The organism is Methylobacterium sp. Leaf465, assembly GCF_001424705.1.
Lineage (GTDB): Bacteria > Pseudomonadota > Alphaproteobacteria > Rhizobiales > Beijerinckiaceae > Methylobacterium.
In genome coordinates this window covers 118,658-137,450 of sequence record NZ_LMRA01000034.1, presented here as the reverse complement: position 1 = coordinate 137,450, position 18,793 = coordinate 118,658, and the positions used below count along the sequence as shown (strand labels likewise).

The window sequence follows — 18,793 nt, the reverse complement described above, 5'->3', positions numbered from 1 at the left end:
GTGCCCTCGCCCGCTCGAAGATTTCCGGCTGAAATAAGTTTGTTAGCTGGTTAATGATTGCCTGACGCGTCAGGGATTGGCGTCCGGGGCGCCGCGCCGATGACCGAAACCCCCACCCTCTACGCGCCTGCCACCGGCCCGGGTCGATCGGCGGTCAGCGTCATCCGGATCTCCGGACCGGCCTCGGCCGCGGTGATATACACCCTCGCCGGCCCCCTCCCCCCGCCCCGCCGCCTGTCCCTGCGCACGCTGCGCAGCCCCGACGGCACGCCGCTCGACCAGGCCCTCGTCGCCTGGATGCCGGGCCCCGCCAGCTTCACCGGCGAGGACATGGTGGAGCTGCACCTGCATGGCGGCCTGGCCGTTCGCAGCGCGGTCCTGCAAGCCCTGGCCGAGATCCCGCACTGTCGACCGGCCGAGCCCGGGGCCTTCACCCGCCGGGCCTTCCTCAACGGCCGTCTGGACCTCACCGAAGCCGAGGGGATCGCCGACCTCGTCGATGCCGAGACCGAGGCGCAGCGACGCCAGGCCCTGCGCCAACTCGATGGGGCCCTGGGCGGGCGGGTGGCCGATTGGCGCGCACGCCTCATCGATCTCCTCGCGGGCGTCGAGGCGGCCCTCGATTTCTCCGACGAAGGGGACGTCGACGACGCGGCCCTGGACGCCGCCCTGGCGCAGAAGGCCCGCGCGATCCGCGACGAGATCGCAACGGTCCTGGCCGATGCCCGGCGCGGCGAGCGCCTGCGGGATGGTTTCACCGTGGTCCTGGCCGGGCCACCCAATGCCGGCAAGTCGACGCTGCTGAACGCCCTGAGCCGGCGCGAGGCGGCCATCGTCTCGGCCATCCCCGGCACCACCCGCGACGTCATTGAGGTCCGCTGCGACCTCGGCGGCTTGCCGGTGATCCTGGTCGACACCGCCGGCCTGCGCGAGGCGGGCGATGCCATCGAGGCGGAGGGCATCCGCCGCACACGGGCCCGGATGCGGCAGGCCGACCTCGTCGTGATGCTCGACGGCCCGGACGCGCCGGCGACCACGCTCGAGCCGATGCCGGAGGGACCAGTGCTCCGCGTGCGGACCAAGCGCGACCTCGAGCCTGCCGTCGGCGTGCCGGAGAGCGCGATCGGCATCTCGGCGATCACCGGCGCGGGCCTGGACGGATTGCTGGCGGCCATCGAGGCCGAGGCTTCCCGAGCAGTCGGGAGCGGCGATGCCCTGATCACCCGCGAACGCCACCGGCTGGGGCTGACCCGCTGCCGCGAGGATCTCGACCGCCTGCTGGCGGGGGCGGCCCTGCCCGAGCTCGCCGCCGAGGATCTCCGGCTCGCCGTGCGCGCGCTGGGCGAAGTGGCAGGGCATGTGAGCGTCGAGGAGATGCTGGATCGGCTGTTCTCCGGCTTCTGCATCGGCAAGTGAGCCCGGTCGACCCCGGCCTGTGACCCTGGGACCACGGGGCGGCGGTTTCACGTGAAAACCACGCCGTGGTCGAACCATCGATTGACCATCGGCGCGCCAGCCGCTTAATCGATCCCATGCACCACACCCCTGATTCCTACGACGTGATCGTCGTCGGTGGAGGCCATGCCGGCGTCGAGGCGGCGGCCGCCGCGGCCCGGATCGGCGCGCGGACGGCCCTCGTGACCCATCAGGCCGCCACCATCGGTGCCATGTCCTGCAATCCCGCCATCGGCGGTCTGGGCAAGGGTCATCTGGTCTGCGAGGTCGATGCCCTCGACGGCCTGATGGGGCGGGTCGCCGACGCGGCCGGCATCCAGTTCCGGCTCCTCAACCGACGCAAGGGTCCCGCGGTCCGCGGTCCCCGCACCCAGGCCGATCGCAAGCTCTACGCCCGCGCCATGCAGGCGGCCATCGCCGGGACCGCGAACCTGGCGGTGATCGAAGGGGAGGTGGCCGACCTCGCCCTCGCCGGGGGACGCGTCTCGGGGGTGATCCTGGCCGATGGGCGCACCCTCCCCTGCGCCGCTGTCGTACTGACCACCGGCACCTTCCTGCGCGGCCTCATCCATATCGGCGAGACCCAGATCCCCGCCGGTCGGATTGGCGAGGGGCCGTCCGTGGGCTTGGCCCGGACACTGGACCGCGCCGGTTTCGCCCTCGGCCGCCTGAAGACCGGCACGCCGGCCCGCCTCGACGGGCGCACCATCGACTGGTCCGGCCTGGAGATGCAGTCGGCCGACGCGGACCCCGTCCCGTTCTCGACCCTCACCGAGCGAATCACCACGCCGCAGATTCAGTGCGGTATTACCCGCACGACCCAGGCGGTCCACGACCTCATCCGCGCCAACCTGCACCGCTCGCCGATGTATTCCGGCGGCATCGCCAGCCGGGGGCCGCGCTACTGCCCGTCCATCGAGGACAAGGTGGTGCGCTTCGGCGATCGCGAGGGCCACCAGATCTTCCTCGAACCGGAAGGCCTGGACGACCCGACCGTCTACCCCAACGGCATCTCCACCGCGCTGCCCGAGAGCGTGCAGCGCGACGTCATCGGGCTGATCCCCGGGCTGGAGCGTGCCGCGATCCTGCGGCCGGGTTACGCCATCGAGTACGACTACGTGGACCCCCGCGAACTCGACGCGACCCTCCAGGCCAAGCGCCTGCCGGGCCTGTTCCTGGCCGGGCAGATCAACGGCACCACCGGCTACGAGGAAGCGGCGGGGCAGGGGCTCGTGGCCGGCATCAACGCGGCCCGCCTCGCCGGCGGCTCGGCCCTCGCCACCTTCGACCGGGCCGAATCCTACCTCGGCGTGATGATCGACGATCTCGTTACCCATGGGGTGAGCGAGCCCTACCGCATGTTCACCTCGCGCTCGGAGTACCGGCTCTCCCTGCGCATCGACAATGCCGACGAGCGCCTGACGCCGAAGGGCGCCGCCCTCGGCTGCGTCGGGCGGCACCGCGCCGCGCATTTCGCCGCCGGGCAGACGGCCCTCGAGGCCGCGCGCGCGCAGCTCGACTGCCTGAGTCTCAGCCCGAACCAGGCCGGGGCCGCCGGCATCGCGCTCAACCAGGACGGAATCCGCCGCAGCGCCTTCCAGCTCCTGTCCTACCCGGACATCGACTGGGCGCGCCTCTGCGCGGTCTGGCCGGAACTCGCGGCGGTCCCGCCCCGCGTGGCGGAGCGACTCTGCACCGATGCCACCTACGCCGTCTATCTCGACCGGCAGCGGGCCGACATCGCCGCCTTCCGCCGGGACGAGGCCGTGGCCCTGCCGATCCGCCTGGATTATGCGGGCATTCCCGGGTTGTCGAACGAGATGCGGCTGAAGCTCGAAGCCGTGCGTCCGGGAACCCTGGGGCAGGCGGCCCGCATCGAGGGCGTGACCCCCGCCGCCCTTACGCTCCTCGCCGCCCATGCCCGCCGGGCCGAGCGTGGGGCCATCCATGGCCGCTGATCGCGACCGCGATCGGGTCCTGGCCGCTGCGGGTGTTTCACGTGAAACAGCGCAGCGCCTCGATCTCTATGTCGACCAGCTTCGGCGCTGGCAGACGGTCAAGAATCTGGTCGGACCGGCCACCCTGTCCGACGTCTGGACCCGCCACATTGCCGACGCGCTCCAGCTTCGGGAGCTCGTGCCGGAGGCCGACACCTGGCTGGACCTCGGTGCGGGGGCGGGACTTCCCGGCCTCGTCCTTGCCATCGCAGGCCGGGAGCGTCCCGGGTTTCGGGTCGATCTCGTCGAGAGCAATGCGCGCAAATGCGCCTTCCTCACCGAGACCGCGCGCCTCACTGGCGCGCCGGCGACGGTGCACAACGCCCGGATCGACCAGGTCATCGGCGCGCATCGCGGCGCCGCGGTGGTCTGCGCCCGGGCGCTCGCCCCCCTCGCCCAGCTGCTCGCCTGGGCTGAGCCGCTGTTGACAACCGGCACGGTCGGCCTGTTTCCGAAAGGACGGGATGTCCAATCGGAATTGACCGAGGCCGCGCAACGGTGGAGATTCGTTTACGATCTCGTGCCGAGCCGAACCGAGTCGGAAGCGCGGATCGTCCGCGTCACGACCCTATCTCGCGTGGATTCATGACAAGCGATCCGACTGCCGTACCGACGACCGGAGCGCATCCGGATCGGCCGCTGCGCATCCTGGCCCTGGCCAACCAGAAGGGGGGCGTCGGCAAGACGACGACGGCGATCAACCTCGGCACCGCTCTGGCGGCCATCGGCGAGAGCGTTCTGGTGATCGACCTCGATCCGCAGGGCAACGCCTCCACGGGTCTCGGCATCGACCGCCGCCAGCGCAAGGTCTCGACCTACCACGTGCTCGCCGGCGAGGCGTCCCTGGGGCAGGCCTGCATCCCCACCGCGGTGCCGCGCCTGATGGTGGCCCCCTCCACCATGGACCTCCTCGGCCTGGAGCTGGAGATGGCGAGCGCGCCGGACCGCGCCCATCGCCTGCGCAACGTGCTGAAGGGCGTCGGCGAGGTCGGCGCCACGGCGGGTGTCACCTACGTGCTGATCGACTGCCCGCCCTCCCTGAACCTGCTGACGATCAACGCCCTGGCGGCCTCCGACGCGGTGCTGGTCCCCCTGCAATGCGAGTTCTTCGCCCTCGAAGGCTTGAGCCAGCTGCTGCGCACGGTGGAGCAGGTGCGGGGCGCCCTCAATCCGCGCCTCACCATCCAGGGCATCGTCCTGACCATGTTCGATCCCCGCAACAACCTGTCGGCGCAGGTGGTGGCGGATGTGCGCAGCTTCATGGGGGAGAAGGTCTACGAGACCATGATTCCCCGCAACGTCCGCGTGTCCGAGGCGCCGTCGCACGGCAAGCCCGTGCTGCTCTACGATCTCAAATGTGCGGGCTCGCAGGCCTACCTGCGCCTCGCCTCCGAGATCATCCAGCGCGAGGGGCGTCTGCCCGTCGCCGCGTGACCGATGCGGGGGCCCCCTGCCCCCGGTGTGTGACAAGCGTTTCCCGAAGGTTCGGAGTTGAAGCAGGTGGCGATGGCGGATGATGTGGTGCGGCCCCGGCTCGGGCGCGGCCTCGCGGCCCTGATCGGCGATTTCGGCGATGACAGTGCCGCGGCGAGCAAGTCGCAGGAGCAGCGCAAGGTCGCGGTGGAATTCCTGCGTCCCAACCCGCGCAACCCCCGTCGCCGTTTCCACGAATCCGACCTCGAGGAGCTGTCGGCTTCGATCAAGCTGCGCGGCATCATCCAGCCCATCGTGGTCCGGGCCCTGGCCGGCGTGCCGGACACCTACGAGATCGTCGCCGGCGAGCGCCGCTGGCGCGCGGCCCAGCGGGCCGGGCTCCACGAAGTGCCGGTGGTCACGGTGGAGATCGACGATCGGACCTCCCTCGAATTTGCCATCCTGGAGAACGTCCAGCGCACGGACCTCAACGCCATCGAGGAGGCCGCGGGCTACGAGCGGTTGATGAGCGAGTTCCAGTACAGCCAGAGCGAGCTCGCGGAGATCCTCGGCAAGAGCCGCAGCCACCTCGCCAACACCCTTCGGCTGCTCCAGCTCGCCCCGACGATTCAGGACCGGGTCGTGGCCGGTGAGATCACGGCCGGCCATGCCCGCGCGCTCCTGGCCGTGCGGGATGCCGAGGGCGTTGCCCGCCGGATTGTGGAGGAGGGCCTGTCGGTCCGCGAGGTCGAGGCCTTGGCCTCCGCCGAGGTGCCGGAGGGCGACGGCCCCCGCCCCGGCCGGCCCCGGCGCGCGGCCGAGAAGGATGCGGAGATCCGCACCTTGGAGCAGGCCATGGCCCGCGCCCTCGGCATGACGGTGGCCGTCAAGTCGAAGGTGGCCGGGGCGGGGGAGATCCGCATCCGCTACGAGAACGCGGCCGAGCTCGAAGCCCTGTGCCAGCGCTTCAACCTGGGGCAGGCGGAGGCCTGAGCCAGACCGATCGCTAACGCCGCCGGGCCGCCTCGCCGGCGATGCGCAGGAGGGTGCTCGAGGCATGCGCGTGGGCCAGGTCCGGGTCCGCGCGGCGGCAGGCTAGGACGGAGTCCTGCAACAGCTGGATCGCGTGGCGCAGGGCCGGGGGCGACCAGCGGGCGAGCTGGGTCTCCACCAGGGCTTTCCGCCGGAAATGCAGGCCACGCCAGTTCGCCACCATCAGGCTGGCACTCTGCCCCTCCCCGGCGAGCCGCGTGGCCAGGAGCGTCAGGGCGTGCCGCAGGGCCGAGCCGAGCATCACCGAGGGATCCATGCCCTCGTGGCGGAAGCGGCGATAATCGCGCTCGACCTCGCCGCTGCGCCCGGCGAAGGCCGCATCGATCAGGGTGTTGAGCACGCTGCCGGCGACGTCGCTGACCACCGCCTCGACATCGTCGAGGCTCACCTGGCTCTGGCCACGGGCGTAGAGGGCGAGCTTCTCGATCTCCGACAGGCTGGCGCCGCGGTCGCCGCCGAGGCTGGTGGCGAGCACGTCCCGCGCCTCGCGGGCGATGCGCAGGCCCTGGTCCTGCAGGGTGCGGTCGATGAGGTCGCCCAAGGCCCGCTCGTCGTCGGGATAGCAGGGCAGGGCGAGGGCCTTCGGCGACTTCTCACAGAGCGTCCGCAAGGGCGCGCTCTTGGCGAGGTCGCCGCCCTCCACCACGATGCGGGCGTTCTGGATCTCGGCCTTCAGGGCGGCCTCGACGGCGGGGGCGTAGTTGCGGCTGCCGGAGCGGACCCAGATCGTGCGGGTGCCGCCGAAGAGCCCGACCGTGCCGGCCTCGTCCACGAGGCGTCCGGGGTCCTGGGCGAGCACGTCCCCGTCGATCTTCACCATGGCGAAGGGGTCGCCCGGATCGCTGACGAAGGCTTCCGCCAGGGCCTTGGCACGGGTGAAGACGAGGCCCGTATCCGGGCCGTAGACGAGCAGGATCGCGATGCGCGGATCGGGCCCGCGCCGGATCAGCCCGTCGACGTCGCCGGCCTTGACGGCGGTCACGCGCCCGTCCCGCTCAGGGCTTCGTCACCAGCACGGAGGCGATGCGGGTCTTGATCTGCTCGGCCAGGACCTTGGCGAGGCGGATCTCGGCGTCACGGGCGGCCCGCAGGCTGGCGAAGCGCTGGATCGAGCGGTCGTAGGTGGCGGTGGAGGTCGCCACGCCCTCGCTGATGATCTTCGTGCCGCTCAGGTCTTCCAGGGCGTACTTCACGGTTCCGACGATGGTGCCGGCCTCGGCGCGACCGGTCTGCGAGGAGACGATCGGGGTCTGCACCGACTCGCTGCCCTGCATCTTCAGGCGATAGCGCTTGGCGGAGGGCTGGCCCGAGCCGTCGAGATCGAAGATGAGTTCGCTGCGCAGGTAATGCCCCAGGCGCTCCTGGCCCTGCGCCATCGCCACGTCGTCCACCTGGACGGAGGCGAGGAGGGCGGCCATGGGCTCGCCGGAGGCGGTGGGGCCGTAGAGGGGGCGGAAGCAGGCCGACAGGTTGAGCGCCAGGGCGGCGACGGCCGCGACCCGCACGGCCCGGCCGACCGAACCGGTTGCCGCGACCCGAACCGCCATCGCCCCGTTTGCCAAGCGCATCATGCCCGCTGCCGTCCCGCTGTCTCGTCCTGCCCGTCTGTACGGCGAACCGGAGTTCGACGACAGCCTATTCGCGCCAAGCTTTACGTTTCCTATCCGGCAGGATCATGGTCGCCGGACCGGGGGTGTGGACAATGTGGGCGTCCCCCTTCCTCTTAAAGGGGCGGGGTCGGGGGTGGGGGCGGTTCCACTTGCCTCCGCAACGCGAGGGTCGCCCAACCACCCCGCCTCCAACGCCTCCCCACAAGCGCTATGGATCTCGGGCAGGCCCGAGATCCGCTGGGGAGGAGGGCTGCGTCGCGCGCGCCGAACCGAATTTCAGCGTTGGGAAGGCCGGGCGCTGTGCCAGGCTCCGTTCCGCCCGCCGGAAGCCGGAGCGCGGTCTCCTCGATCAGACGACGAGGTTCACGATCCGGCCCGGCACCACGATGACCTTCTTCGGGCTACGGCCCTCCAGAGCTCGCTGCACCGCCTCGTCGGCCAGGACCAGGGCCTGGACCGCCGCCACGTCGGCGCTGCGCGGCACCGTGACGTCCGCCCGCTTCTTCCCGTTGAGCTGGACGGGGAGGGTGACGCTGTCCTCCACGAGAAGCGCGCGCTCGACCTCCGGCCAGGCCGCCTGCGCGGCCAAGCCGTCGCGGCCCAGCGCCTGCCAGCATTCCTCGGCGAGATGCGGCATCATCGGGGCGATCAGCTGGGTCAGGATCCCGGCCGCCTCCCCGGCGACGGCCCGCGAGACGCCGCCCCGCAGGGCCTCGTCGAGGGCGTTGGCAAGGGTGTAGATGTGCGCCACGCAGCGGTTGAAGCGCAGGCGCTCCACATCCTCCTCCACGGCGGCCAGGGCCTTGTGGGCGGCCTTGCGCAGGGCGGCGTCGCCGGCGGCCTCCGGTGCCGCCACGGTGCTCGCCAGGGAGACGAGACGCCAGACGCGCTGGACGAAGCGGGCCGCGCCCTGGACGCCGTCCTCGGTCCAGATCACGTCGCGCTCGGGCGGCGAGTCGGAGAGCATGAACCAGCGCGCGGTGTCGGCGCCGTAGCTGGCGATGATGTCGTCCGGGTCGACGACGTTCTTCTTCGACTTCGACATCTTCTCGATGGCGCCGATCGTGATCGGCGCCGCCGTTTTCACGTGAAACGCCTCCCGCGTGCCGGACTCGGCCGAGATCCGGATGTCGGCCGGCGGCACCCAGGCCCCGGCCGCATCCTTGTAGGTCTCGTGGACCACCATGCCTTGCGTGAACAGGCCGTCGAAGGGCTCCGAGACGCCGGACCAGTCGGTGGCCTTCATCGCCCGCATGAAGAAGCGGGCGTAGAGCAGGTGCAGGATCGCGTGCTCGATGCCACCGATATACTGGTCGACGGCGAGCCACTGGTCGACCGCGGCGCGGTCGGTGGGCGCGTCCTGCAGCCAGGGGGCGGTGAAGCGGGCATAGTACCAGGACGAATCCACGAAGGTGTCCATGGTGTCGGTCTCGCGCCGCGCCGGCTGCCCGCAGGTGGGGCAGGGGACGTTGCGCCAGGCTTGGTCGCGCTCCAGGGGGTTGCCGGGCACGTCGAAGGAAACCGTGTCGGGGAGCTTCACCGGCAGGTCGGCCACCGGCACCGGCACGGGCCCGCAGGCCTCGCAGTGGATGATCGGGATGGGGCAGCCCCAGTAGCGCTGGCGCGAGACGCCCCAGTCGCGCAGGCGGAACTGCACCTTGCGCTGCGCCACCGGCTCTCCGTCGAGGATCTCCGCCTCCAGGCGGTTGGCCACGGCGTGGAAGGCCTCGTCCGTGGTCATGTCGTCGAGGAAGCGCGAGTGGATCATCCGCCCGTCGCCGTCATAGGCGGTGTCGGTGATGACGAAGCTGGCCGCGTCCTGGTCCTCCGGGCAGACCACGGGCGTGTTGCCGAGCCCGTACTTGTTGGCGAAGTCGAGGTCGCGCTGGTCGTGGGCCGGGCAGCCGAACACCGCGCCGGTGCCGTAGTCCATGAGCACGAAGTTCGCGACGTAGACCGGCAGCAGCCAGGACGGGTCGAGGGGGTGGCGGACCGTGAGGCCGGTGTCGAAGCCGAGCTTCTCCGCCGTGTCGATGGCGGCCTGGGCCGTGCCCGTGCGCCGGCATTCCTCGATGAAGCCCTGCAGGGCCGGGTGGGCCGGGGCCAGGGCGGCGGCGATCGGGTGGTCGGCGGCGATGGCCAGGAACTTCGCCCCGAACAGGGTGTCGGGCCGCGTCGTGTAGACCTTCACCTCGGGGTCGACATGGGCCGGCGGCGCCTCCAGGGCGAAGCGGACCTCCAGCCCTTCCGAGCGGCCGATCCAGTTCTTCTGCATCACCCGGACCTTCTCGGGCCAGCGCTCCAGGCCGTCGAGGGCGTCGTAGAGATCCTGGGCGAAATCGGTGATCTTGAAGAACCACTGGGTCAGCTCGCGTTGCTCCACCAGGGCGCCCGAGCGCCAGCCGCGCCCGTCGATGACCTGCTCGTTGGCCAGCACCGTGTGGTCCACCGGGTCCCAGTTCACCTTCGCGGTGCGGCGCGTCACCAGACCCTTGGCCAGGAAGTCGAGGAACATGCGCTGCTGGTGCTTGTAGTAGTCGGGGTCGCAGGTCGCGATCTCCCGGCTCCAGTCCAGCGACAGGCCCATGCTCTGGAGCTGGCCGCGCATCGTCGCGATGTTGGCGTAGGTCCAGTCGCGCGGGTTGACCTTGCGCTCCATGGCGGCGTTCTCGGCCGGCAGGCCGAAGGCGTCCCAGCCCATCGGGTGCAGCACGTTGAAGCCCCGCGCCCGCTTGTAGCGCGCCACCACGTCGCCCATGGCGTAGTTGCGCACGTGGCCCATGTGGATGCGCCCCGACGGGTAGGGGAACATCTCCAGCACGTAGTATTTCGGCTTCGGATCGTCGTTCTTCGTGGCGTAGATGGCCGCCGCATCCCACGCCTGCTGCCAGCGCGGCTCTGTCTCCTTGGCGTTGTAGCGCTCGGGAGCGGGTTTGGGGGCGGGGGTGGTCGTCATGGGCCGGCGCCGGGGTTTGGGGGTGAGGGGCGCGCCCCGCACGGTGCGGGCGCGCCCTGAGAGGCTGAGGGCCGGACTACCACGGGGAGGGGAGGGGTCAACACGGATCGGGTCGTCCCGCCCGCCGGGGGAGCCGCGTCGCGGGGGCCGCGTCGGCGCGATGCGCGTTGTCCTTCGCGGCCCGCGCCCGGGATGGTAGTTCCCGGGCCGACCGGTTCACCGAACCCCTTCCCTGCGAGGCAGCATGGCCGACACAGTCTCCGACGACGCCGCTCCCGAAGCCGCTCCCCACGCCGCCCCGCCCCCCCCGAACGCCGCCGACGTGGTGGCCGGGCTCGCGGCGGTGCGCCACCAGATCGCCCAGGCGGCCGAGGATGCCGAGCGCGACCCCGCCTCGGTCGCCCTGGTGGCGGTGTCGAAGACGATTCCCGCCGCGGGCATCCTGCCGGCGCTCGAGGCCGGGCAGCGCCTGTTCGGCGAGAACTACGTCCAGGAATCGAAGGCCAAGTGGCCGGCCCTGCGCGAGCGCTTCCCGGATGTGGAGCTCCACCTCGTCGGCCCGCTGCAATCCAACAAGGCCCGGGAGGCGGTGGAGCTGTTCGACGTCATCCACGGCCTCGACCGGCTCTCCCTCGCGGCGGCGCTCGCCAAGGAGATCGCGCGGGTCGGACGGGCGCCCAAGCTCCTGATCCAGGTCAATACCGGCGACGAGCCGCAGAAGGGCGGCATCTCCCCGGCCCAGGTCGACACCCTGCTCTCGGAGTGCCGCGAGACCCACGGCCTCGCGATCCAGGGGCTGATGTGCATCCCGCCCGCCGAGGCGCCGCCGTCGCCGCACTTCGCCCTGCTGGCCCGGATCGCCGAGCGCCACAACCTGCCGATCCTCTCCATGGGCATGAGCGCGGACTACCCCGCCGCGATCCAGATGGGCGCGACCCATGTCCGGGTCGGTACCGCGATCTTCGGCGCCCGCCCGCGCAGGGACTAGGGCGCCGCCTCGCACCGGCGCGGTCCACCGCCAGGGCGCCGGCCAAGGCCGCGAGCGCGCTCGGGCCGGGCCGGCGGGACCGGGCCCCTTGGCTCATCCGTGTCCATGCCCCTATGGAGGGCGCAGCGCCTCGGCAGCCGGCGCTCCGGAGCGATGCGCCATGGCCACCGACCCCACCCTTCGCCTCTCCGACGCCGTCGCGGCGGGCCTCGCCCGCCGCGGCGTCCATTACGGCTGGGCGGTGGCCGCCGTGACCTTCCTGACCATGCTGGTGACGGCGGGCGCCGTCGGGGCCCCCGGGGTGCTGATCCTGCCCCTGCAGAAGGAGTTCGGCTGGGACACGGCGACGATCGGCTCGGCGCTCGCCGTGCGCCTCATCCTGTTCGGTCTGATGGGCCCCTTCGCCGCCGCCCTGATGAACCGCTACGGCCCGCGCCGGATCGTGCTCCTGGCCCTGGCGCTCATCGCCGGCGGCCTGCTGGCCTCCTTAAGCATGACCCGGGTCTGGCAGCTCGTCCTGCTCTGGGGCGTGGTGGTGGGCATCGGCACGGGGCTCACCGCCCTGGTGCTGGGGGCGACGGTGGCGACGCGCTGGTTCTCGCGATCGCGCGGCCTCGTGGTCGGCCTCCTCACCGCCAGTTCCGCCACCGGGCAGCTCGTCGTGCTGCCCCTGCTGGCCGCCCTCACGGAGGCGCTCGGCTGGCGCGCCGCCCTCCTGGTGATCTGCGCGCTCCTCCTCGCGGCGGGTCTCGGCGTCCTCGCCCTGATGCGCGACCGGCCGGAGGATCTCGGGCTCGCGCCCTACGGCGAGACCCGTCCCCTCGCGCCCCCGGCCATGCCGGGACCGAGTGCGAACGGCGCCCTGTCCGCCCTGCGGGACGCCGCCGGCACCCGCGTGTTCTGGGTGCTGTTCGCCACCTTCTTCATCTGCGGGGCCAGCACCAACGGGCTGATCCAGACCCACTTCATCCCCCTCTGCGCCGATTACGGCATCGGGCCGGTGCAGGGGGCCAGCGTGCTCGCGGCCATGGGCGTGTTCGACTTCATCGGCACCGTGGCCTCGGGCTGGCTCTCCGACCGCTACGACAACCGCTGGCTCCTGTTCTGGTACTACGGCCTGCGCGGCCTCTCGCTGATGTTCCTGCCGTTCTCGGACTTCTCCTTCGTGGGCCTGTCGCTGTTCGCGGTGTTCTACGGCCTCGACTGGATCGCCACGGTGCCGCCCACCGTGCGGCTCACCGCGGCGCGGTTCGGGCGCGAGCGCGCCAACCTCGTCTTCGGCTGGGTCTTCGCCGGCCACCAGCTCGGCGCGGCGACGATCGCCTACGGGGCCGGCCTGTCGCGGACCGAACTCGCGAGCTACCTGCCGGCCTTCTTCGCCGCCGGGGCGCTCTGCCTCGCCGCCGCCGGGCTGATCCTCACCCTGGGCCGGCCGGCCCCGCAGGGTGTTCCCGCGGCCACACCCGCCCGCGCCTGAGCCGGGGGCCGGCCTGCCCCTGTAGGCTCTGGTCCGGATGATGCTTGGGACGGGCACCGATGTGCCGCCCTGGGTCCCGACCGATCCGTCCCAACCCCCTCCATGCCCGGCCGAATCGCCGGAAGGCCGCCGCGCCGCCCCCGTGGGGCGGGGCGACGGCCGTCGCATGGCCTGCGCCGGGGGATGCCCGGAAAAGCAGCAAATCTCTGGAAATGTCAGTGTGGGACCGGGGCGCGACCCTCAAGGCCCTGGACCTTCCGCTCAAGGTCTCGGCACTGTCCGACACAGCACCGCCACATTCACGGGCGCGCGCCCGCATGCCTGCCACGGGCGCTCGCCCGGATGCCCGATCACAGGGGACGACGACGCGATGAACTACAACTGGAACTGGGGCATCTTCTTCGAAGCCTCCCCGGAAGGCACCGGGACCTACGCGGACATGCTCCTCTCGGGCCTGATGTGGACGGTGGTGACGGCGCTCTGCGCCTGGGTCATCGCCTTCTTCCTCGGCTCGCTCATCGGCGTGATGCGGACCCTGCCTTCCAAGGTCGCCAACACCCTCGGCACGACCTACGTCGAGCTGTTCCGCAACATCCCCCTGCTGGTGCAGATGTTCCTCTGGTACTTCGTCCTGCCGGAGGTGCTGCCCGAATCCTGGGGCGGCTGGATCAAGCAGCTGCCGAACGCGCCGTTCTACACGGCGGTGGTGTGCCTGGGCTTCTTCACCGCCTCCCGCGTCGCCGAGCAGGTGCGCGCCGGCATCCAGGCCCTGCCGCGCGGCCAGAAGATGGCCGGCACCGCCATGGGCCTGACGGTCTACCAGACCTACCGCTACGTGCTCCTGCCCAGCGCCTACCGGATGATCCTCCCGCCGCTGACCTCGGAATTCCTCAACAACCTCAAGAACACCTCGGTCGCCCTCACCATCGGCCTGCTCGAGCTCACCGCCCGCGCCCGCGCCATGCAGGAATTCTCGTTCCAGGTGTTCGAGGCCTTCACCGCCGCCACCGTCCTCTACGTCCTGATCAACGTCGTGGTGATCTTCACCTCCGGCTGGATCGAGCGCCGCGTCGCCGTCCCGGGCCATCGCTGAGGGTCCGCCCTCCGCCTCCTCATCCTCAAGGATCGCCGCGATGCTCGCGAATTTCGACTTCTCCGTCATCACCTCCGCGCTGCCGTACCTGTTCCTGGACGGCATGCGCTTCACCCTGACGCTGACGGCGCTCGCCGCCATCGGCGGCATCGTGCTCGGCACGCTCATCGCCATGATGCGGCTCTCCAGCATCCCGGTGATCCCGCTGGTGGCCAAGGGCTACGTCAACCTGATGCGGTCGCTGCCCCTCGTGCTGGTGATCTTCTGGTTCTACTTCCTGGTGCCCTATCTCGGGCAGTGGGTCACGGGCGCCGACCGGCCGATGACGGTGGGCGCCTTCACCTCGTCGCTGGTGACCTTCACCCTGTTCGAGGCGGCCTACTTCTCCGAGATCATGCGCGCCGGCATCCAGTCGATCCCCAAGGGGCAGGCGGCGGCGGCCTCGGCGCTGGGCCTGACCTACTTCGCCTCGATGCGCAGCGTGATCCTGCCCCAGGTGTTCCGCAACATGACGCCGATCCTGCTGACCCAGACCATCGTCCTCTTCCAGGACACCTCGCTGGTCTACGTCCTCTCGGTGACCGACTTCCTCGGCGCGGCCTCGAAGATCGCCCAGCGCGACGGCCGCCTCGTGGAAATGTACCTGTTCGCGGCCGTGGTCTACTTCGCGGTCTGCTTCGTGGCCTCCCTGGCGGTGCGCCGCCTCCAGAAGAAGATCGCCATCATCCGCTGACGCCCGGCCTCCCCTGTCCAGGCCTCCCCCGGACGAGGCGTCGCCGCACCCCAGACGAGGATTTCCGCCATGACCACGTCGCCCAACCCCACGTCGCTCAACACCGCCCAGGCCCCCGTGACCACGGGGCCCATGATCACCATGAAGTCCGTCAGCAAATGGTACGGCGACTTCCAGGTCCTCACCGATTGCAGCACCGCCGTGAACAAGGGCGAGGTGGTCGTGGTCTGCGGGCCCTCGGGCTCCGGCAAGTCGACCCTGATCAAGTGCGTCAACGCCCTCGAGCCCTTCCAGAAGGGCGAGATCGTCGTCGACGGCACGCCCGTACACGACAAGAAGACCAACCTGCCGAAGCTGCGGGCCCGGGTCGGCATGGTGTTCCAGCACTTCGAGCTGTTCCCGCACCTCTCCATCACGGAGAACCTGACCCTGGCGCAGCGCAAGGTGCTCAAGCGCGACGAGGACACCGCCCTCAAGACGGGCCTGGCGCTCCTCGACCGGGTCGGCCTCTCGGCCCATGCCAAGAAGTTTCCCGGCCAGCTCTCGGGCGGCCAGCAGCAGCGCGTGGCCATCGCCCGGGCGCTCGCCATGAACCCGGTGGTGATGCTGTTCGACGAGCCGACCTCGGCCCTCGATCCCGAGATGGTCGGCGAGGTGCTCGACGTCATGGTCCAGCTCGCCCGCGAGGGCATGACCATGATGTGCGTCACCCACGAGATGGGCTTTGCCCGCAAGGTCGCGAACCGCGTGATCTTCATGGACAAGGGCGAGATCGTCGAGGACGCCACCAAGGAGGACTTCTTCGCCAACGCCCGTTCCGAGCGCGCCCAGAACTTCCTGTCGAAGATCCTGGTGCATTGAGGGCCGCGCGCCGGGTCCGGCGCCCCGAACGCTCCCATGCCCCCGGCGCTCGCACGAGCCGGTTCCGCCGAGACGGAACCGGCTCGTCGTCGTTTCGACTCGGCTTCGCCCCGCCGGGCGCTCCCCTGCGCGGGCGGATCGTCCGGTACCCGGACGGTCCCGGCCCTGCTGTCCGAGCGCTGCGTCGCCCCCTCGCGGGCCAACGCCGTCGGCCCCGGTCTGGAAAGCCAGACAAAAAAATTCAAACCCGTAACAAATATCGCAGACCAAAAACCTTCGGTTCAGGCGAAGCCGTTGCCAGACAACGCGAAAAGCGATTGGGTGGAGTTGGCACGAACGCTGCTGGCGAACGCACGCTGCCGACGCACGAACGCCGCTGAAGCGTGGCCAGCCAAAGGGCGGACGACGAGAGCCGCTGAAAAATCAAGGAGGATGCCATGGAGCGGAACCGCGACCTCGATCCCGTCGAGACGCAGGAATGGCTCGATTCGCTGGACGGCGTCCTCGACGTCGACGGGCCGGAGCGGGCCCACTACCTGATCGAGCAGGTGATCGACGGGGCCCGCAAGAAGGGCGCGCCCGTCCCGTATTCTGCCAACACCGCCTACCTGAACACGATCCTGCCCGAGAAGCAGGACCCGCATCCCGGCGACCGGGCGATCGAGCACCGCATCCGCTCGGCTATCCGCTGGAACGCCATCGCGATCATCCTACGGGCGAACAAGGACTCGTCCGAGCTCGGCGGCCACATCGCCAGCTTCCAGTCGGCCGCGACCCTCTACGACACCGGCTTCATGCACTTCTGGCGGGCGGCCGACGCCAGCCACGGCGGCGACCTCATCTACGTGCAGGGCCATTCCTCGCCGGGCGTCTATGCCCGCGCCTTCCTGGAGGGCCGCCTCACCGAGGACCAGCTCCTCGGCTTCCGGCAGGAGGTCGGCGGCAAGGGCCTGTCGTCCTATCCCCATCCCTGGCTGATGCCGGATTTCTGGCAGTTCCCCACCGTCTCCATGGGCCTCGGCCCCCTGATGGCGATCTACCAGGCGCGCTTCCTGCGCTACCTGCACCACCGCAACCTCGCGCAGACGGACGGCCGCAAGGTCTGGGCCTTCATGGGCGACGGCGAGATGGACGAGCCGGAGAGCCTCGGCGCCATCGCGCTCGCGGCCCGGGAAAAGCTCGACAACCTCGTCTTCGTCATCAACTGCAACCTGCAGCGCCTCGACGGCCCGGTGCGCGGCAACGGCAAGATCGTCCAGGAGCTCGAGGCCGATTTCCGCGGCGCCGGCTGGAACGTCATCAAGGTGCTGTGGGGCTCGGGCTGGGACGCCCTGATCCAGCGCGACGGCACCGGCATGCTGGCGCGCCTGATGGAGGAATGCGTCGACGGCGAGTACCAGGACTTCAAGTCGAAGAACGGCGCCTACATCCGCGAGCACTTCTTCGGGCGCTACCCCGAGACCGCGGCCCTGGTGGCCGACATGAGCGACGACGACATCTGGCGCCTCACCCGCGGCGGCCACGACCCGCGCAAGGTCTTCGCCGCCTACAGCGCCGCCTCCAAGCACAAGGGCCAGCCAACCCTCATCCTCGCCAAGACGGTCAAGGGCTACGGCATGGGCGAGTCCGGCGAGGGCCAGAACATCACCCACCAGCAGAAGAAGATGGGCGAGGCGGTGCTGCGCCAGTTCCGCGACCGCTTCCAGATCGACCTGAGCGACGACCAGCTGAAGGAGATCCCCTTCATCAAGTTCCCCGAGGGCAGCCCCGAGCACCGCTACCTGATGGCGCGGCGGGAAGCCCTGGGCGGCCCGCTCCCGGCCCGGCGGCGCACCTCGCAGGCCCTGGAGATCCCGCCGCTCTCGGCCTTCTCGGCCCAGCTCAAGGAGACCGCGGGCCGCGAGATCTCCACCACCATGGCCTTCGTGCGCATCCTCAACACGCTGCTGCGCGACAAGAACATCGGCAACCGCATCGTGCCGATCGTGCCCGACGAGAGCCGCACCTTCGGCATGGAGGGCATGTTCCGCCAGTTCGGCATCTTCTCCCAGGTCGGCCAGCTCTACCGGCCGGAGGATGCCAACCAGCTCATGTACTACAAGGAGGACAAGAACGGTCAGATGCTCCAGGAGGGCATCAACGAGCCGGGGGCGATGTCGTCCTGGATCGCGGCCGCGACCTCCTACTCGCATTCCAACGCGCCGACGATCCCGTTCTACGTCTACTACTCGATGTTCGGCTTCCAGCGGGTCGGCGACCTCGCCTGGGCGGCGGGCGACATGCGGGCGCGGGGCTTCCTCATCGGCGGCACGGCGGGGCGCACCACCCTCAACGGCGAGGGCCTGCAGCACGAGGACGGCCACAGCCACCTGATCTCGTCCACCATCCCGAACTGCGTCTCCTACGACCCGACCTTCTCCTACGAGGTGGCGGTGATCGTGCAGGACGGCCTGCGCCGGATGTATGCCGAGCAGGAGGACGTGTTCTACTACATCACCGTGATGAACGAGAACTACGAGCACCCCGGCATGCCGGAGGGCGCCGAGGCCGACATCATCAAGGGCATGTACCTCTTCAAGGACGGCCCGAAGGAGACGACCCAGGGCCACCGGGTCCAGCTCCTGGGCTCGGGCACCATCCTGCGGGAGGTCATCGCCGCGGCCGAGCTGCTGGAGCGGGATTTCGGGATCGCGTCGGACATCTGGAGTTGCCCGAGCTTCACCGAGCTGCGCCGCGACGCCATGGCGGCGGAGCGCTGGAACCTCCTGCACCCGCTGGAGGGCCGGCGCCTCTCCCATGTCGAGACCTGCCTGACCGGCCGCACCGGCCCGGTCATCGCGGCCACCGACTACATGCGCCTGTTCGCCGACCAGATCCGCACCTGGGTGCCCGGACGCTACCGCGTGCTCGGCACCGACGGCTTCGGCCGCTCCGACTACCGGGCCCGCCTGCGCGACTTCTTCGAGGTCAACCGGCACTGGGTCGTGGTGGCGGCCCTGCACAGCCTGGCCGAGGACGGCGTGATCCCGGCCCAGACCGTGGCGGACGCCATCGCCAAGTACGGCATCGACACGGACCGACCGGCACCCTGGACCGTCTGATTCCGGCGCCGGCCGCCCGCCCGCGGCCGGCGCCCCGACCCTTTCCGCCATCATCG

At 70.5% G+C, this 18,793-nt stretch carries 14 protein-coding genes; 11 read left to right on the top strand and 3 right to left on the bottom strand.

Annotation, left to right across the window (positions count from 1 at the left end; translation table 11 throughout):
* The first annotated feature begins 99 nt into the window (after positions 1-99).
* The 5 genes from mnmE to ASG51_RS15725 all read left to right on the top strand — a co-directional run bounded on the left by mnmE (position 100) and on the right by ASG51_RS15725 (position 5,858).
* Positions 100-1,416: a tRNA uridine-5-carboxymethylaminomethyl(34) synthesis GTPase MnmE gene (mnmE, locus tag ASG51_RS15745; protein WP_056381804.1), complete on the top strand. Its 1,317-nt coding sequence runs from the start codon at positions 100-102 to the stop codon at positions 1,414-1,416.
* 116 nt (positions 1,417-1,532) lie between these two features.
* Entirely contained in the window at positions 1,533-3,413 is a 1,881-nt protein-coding gene (mnmG, locus tag ASG51_RS15740) for a tRNA uridine-5-carboxymethylaminomethyl(34) synthesis enzyme MnmG (protein WP_056381803.1), read from the top strand.
* Positions 3,403-4,041 (top strand): 16S rRNA (guanine(527)-N(7))-methyltransferase RsmG, encoded by a 639-nt coding sequence (rsmG, locus tag ASG51_RS15735; protein ID WP_056381800.1) that lies wholly within the window; start codon positions 3,403-3,405, stop codon positions 4,039-4,041. Before mnmG ends, rsmG begins: the two co-directional genes overlap by 11 nt.
* Positions 4,038-4,886: a ParA family protein gene (locus ASG51_RS15730; RefSeq protein WP_056218438.1), complete on the top strand. Its 849-nt coding sequence runs from the start codon at positions 4,038-4,040 to the stop codon at positions 4,884-4,886. Before rsmG ends, ASG51_RS15730 begins: the two co-directional genes overlap by 4 nt.
* A 72-nt stretch (positions 4,887-4,958) precedes the next feature.
* Positions 4,959-5,858, top strand: coding sequence for a ParB/RepB/Spo0J family partition protein (locus ASG51_RS15725; protein ID WP_056219423.1), 900 nt, complete (start codon positions 4,959-4,961; stop codon positions 5,856-5,858).
* 13 nt (positions 5,859-5,871) lie between these two features.
* Here the strand turns inward: ASG51_RS15725 and holA are convergent, their stop codons facing one another.
* The 3 genes from holA to leuS form a co-directional block, all read right to left on the bottom strand.
* Positions 5,872-6,900, bottom strand: a complete 1,029-nt coding sequence (gene holA, locus ASG51_RS15720) for a DNA polymerase III subunit delta (RefSeq protein ID WP_056218436.1) — start codon at positions 6,898-6,900, stop codon at positions 5,872-5,874.
* 13 nt (positions 6,901-6,913) lie between these two features.
* On the bottom strand, positions 6,914-7,465 hold the full coding sequence (lptE, locus tag ASG51_RS15715) for an LPS assembly lipoprotein LptE (protein WP_056276722.1): 552 nt from the start codon (positions 7,463-7,465) through the stop codon (positions 6,914-6,916).
* A gap of 412 nt (positions 7,466-7,877) precedes the next feature.
* Complete coding sequence (leuS, locus tag ASG51_RS15710; RefSeq protein ID WP_056381798.1) at positions 7,878-10,484, bottom strand: leucine--tRNA ligase; 2,607 nt, start codon at positions 10,482-10,484, stop codon at positions 7,878-7,880.
* A 244-nt stretch (positions 10,485-10,728) separates the two neighbouring features.
* Between leuS and ASG51_RS15705 the strand changes: the two genes are divergently transcribed.
* The 6 genes from ASG51_RS15705 (at position 10,729) to aceE (ending at position 18,737) form a co-directional block, all read left to right on the top strand.
* Positions 10,729-11,472: a YggS family pyridoxal phosphate-dependent enzyme gene (locus ASG51_RS15705; protein ID WP_056351799.1), complete on the top strand. Its 744-nt coding sequence runs from the start codon at positions 10,729-10,731 to the stop codon at positions 11,470-11,472.
* A 160-nt stretch (positions 11,473-11,632) separates the two neighbouring features.
* On the top strand, positions 11,633-12,949 hold the full coding sequence (locus ASG51_RS15700; RefSeq protein WP_056381796.1) for an MFS transporter: 1,317 nt from the start codon (positions 11,633-11,635) through the stop codon (positions 12,947-12,949).
* A gap of 370 nt (positions 12,950-13,319) precedes the next feature.
* Positions 13,320-14,042 (top strand): amino acid ABC transporter permease, encoded by a 723-nt coding sequence (locus ASG51_RS15695; RefSeq protein ID WP_056381795.1) that lies wholly within the window; start codon positions 13,320-13,322, stop codon positions 14,040-14,042.
* Between the two features lie 40 nt (positions 14,043-14,082).
* Positions 14,083-14,775, top strand: coding sequence for an ABC transporter permease subunit (locus ASG51_RS15690; RefSeq protein WP_056218418.1), 693 nt, complete (start codon positions 14,083-14,085; stop codon positions 14,773-14,775).
* A 132-nt stretch (positions 14,776-14,907) separates the two neighbouring features.
* Entirely contained in the window at positions 14,908-15,636 is a 729-nt protein-coding gene (locus ASG51_RS15685) for an amino acid ABC transporter ATP-binding protein (protein ID WP_056219417.1), read from the top strand.
* Between the two features lie 437 nt (positions 15,637-16,073).
* Positions 16,074-18,737, top strand: a complete 2,664-nt coding sequence (gene aceE, locus ASG51_RS15680; protein WP_056381793.1) for a pyruvate dehydrogenase (acetyl-transferring), homodimeric type — start codon at positions 16,074-16,076, stop codon at positions 18,735-18,737.
* Positions 18,738-18,793: the final 56 nt, after the last annotated feature.